Here is a 1,779-nt window from a genome sequence, read left to right on the forward strand (position 1 = left end):
GGAGTTGTGTATAAGATACAGCCCTTTTGCAAGAGCTGACGTAAGATACTGTTGTTGTCCAATGCTGCCCTCCAAAGGACGCTTCGCGAACGGTACGGGCCTCCATGACTACCCATTTTCCTCAGTTTGCCCTCAACTTCGCAACCGGCTCGGCCAGTTTCTCCCTTTCGCCTGAGGCGGCACAACAATGGCACAAGGCTCTGCAAATCCTCTTGGAGCGGCTCAAGGTTCGCTCGGGCAGCTCCCGGCAGCAGCCTCAGGATCCGGTTGAGTTTCGTTACCCTACTGAAGATTTCAGCTTGGAGATGTTCTGCAACCCCAACATCTGGGCTGGCCCCCACGCAGCCAAGGTGCTGGTGACTCTGAAAACCAAGGTGCTGCGCCTTTCCACCGAAGTGGAGTTCTCTCGCCTTCAAGAAGACCTCAGCCAGTATCTGGAGTCCCTAACATGAGCGAAGATGCCCATGCTGCGGGAGAGGATCCCGCGGCCATTACGGTGACGCAACTGCTGGACGAGCCGCCAGAGGGGATCCTCGGCCACTTGGAAGTGGTTGCCCTCACTTGGCACGACCGCCAGCGATCCCGGCAACGGCTGGTGAGCGATCGGGGCACCGAGATCCAGTTGATGCTGCCTCGGGGCACCCATCTTCACGATGGGGATCTGCTCTATGCGGATGCGCAGCGACACATTCGGGTCAAAGCCCAACCCGAACCGGTGCTCTTGATTCAACCTGAAAACCCCATCCAGATGGGCCAGGTGATTCATCAACTGGGCAATTGGCACCGCCCGGCCCACGTTTCCCTCCAAGGACAGATCCTGGCGCTGGCCGATGATCCGCTGCAGGACTGGCTGGCCCACATGGGGATCCCGTTTCGGTTGGAGATGGCTGTCTTCGAGCCCAACCTGTTGGCCCACAGCCATTAACCTGGGCCTTTGCGAGCACAAACCCGTCCCTCAGACCTATGGCCTAGGCTCCAGCCTCTGCTTCTCGGGTTACCAACCGCGCTGCAAACTCTCGGTGTTCCTCCGACTCAATTCCCCTTTGCAGCACACCCAACACCTGCTGCATGTTGCCCGTCAGCAGCGCGTCCACGGCTAACCACAACCCCGGAAACACTCGACTGTACAAGACGCCCGACTCATTGGGCTGTTGCAGCACGTACTCTCCATTCTGGAAGACATACCAGCGAAAGGCTTGCTCTTGGGTTAGCCAGACCAGATATTCCCGCACGCCGTTGCGCCGGTAGGCCCGCAGCTTATCATGCAGGTCGTAGGAAGCTGTGCTGGCGGCAATCTCCACAATCAGCTCCGGTGCACCCTCAATGTAGTCATCCTCGCTAATGCGGGACTGTCCCCCACAAGATTCGTGCATCCGCAATATGGCATCTGGCTGCGGCTCATTGTCCAAGTCCAGGCGAACGGTTGGATTGCCCGCCGACTCAACCCCCGGCGTTGCTGCTTCATAAACTCCCAGCCAGGCCATGATGTGGCTGTGTGGTCTGCCATGTCGGCGATATCTGAGGGGAGATGCCACGTAAACAATTCCCTCAATCAGCTCGGCTTTTTTGAGCTGAGGCATGGCTTGATAGCGCCGTTCAAACTCATCGCGGGTGAGACGATCGCCGCTTTCTAAGATGGGCAGTTCACGGAAGGAAGGGCTACTGACGCTCATGACCAGCTCTCTTACCAGCAGTCGCGACAGTGTTGCGGAGCAATATCGATGACTGATACATTTACGCTGAACACTGCTGAACATCACTGTTCAACTATGCAGCGAT

General features: G+C 57.5%; 3 protein-coding genes. 2 read left to right on the forward strand and 1 reads right to left on the reverse strand.

Features of this window, described 5'->3' with window-relative positions; translation table 11 throughout:
- Nucleotides 1-104 precede the first annotated feature (104 nt).
- Both NW838_RS15550 and NW838_RS15555 read left to right on the forward strand, forming a co-directional pair.
- Nucleotides 105-452: a hypothetical protein gene (locus tag NW838_RS15550; protein WP_414428349.1), complete on the forward strand. Its 348-nt coding sequence runs from the start codon at nt 105-107 to the stop codon at nt 450-452.
- Nucleotides 449-925: an urease accessory protein UreE gene (locus tag NW838_RS15555; RefSeq protein WP_414358336.1), complete on the forward strand. Its 477-nt coding sequence runs from the start codon at nt 449-451 to the stop codon at nt 923-925. The genes NW838_RS15550 and NW838_RS15555 overlap by 4 nt, the downstream gene beginning before the upstream one ends.
- A gap of 43 nt (nt 926-968) precedes the next feature.
- Here NW838_RS15555 and NW838_RS15560 read toward each other — a convergent pair whose 3' ends face one another.
- A complete protein-coding gene (locus NW838_RS15560) occupies nt 969-1,673 on the reverse strand; it encodes a Uma2 family endonuclease (RefSeq protein WP_414358334.1) in 705 nt (234 codons plus the stop codon).
- Nucleotides 1,674-1,779: the final 106 nt, after the last annotated feature.

The organism is Synechococcus sp. R55.2, from assembly GCF_047462075.1.
Taxonomy (GTDB): domain Bacteria; phylum Cyanobacteriota; class Cyanobacteriia; order Thermostichales; family Thermostichaceae; genus Thermostichus.

Coding starts and splice junctions, on each gene's coding strand:
- NW838_RS15550 (WP_414428349.1), top strand. CDS start 105: ATGACTACCCATTTTCCTCAGTTTGCCCTCAACTTCGCAACCGGCTCG.
- NW838_RS15555 (WP_414358336.1), top strand. CDS start 449: ATGAGCGAAGATGCCCATGCTGCGGGAGAGGATCCCGCGGCCATTACG.
- NW838_RS15560 (WP_414358334.1), bottom strand. CDS start 1,673: ATGAGCGTCAGTAGCCCTTCCTTCCGTGAACTGCCCATCTTAGAAAGC.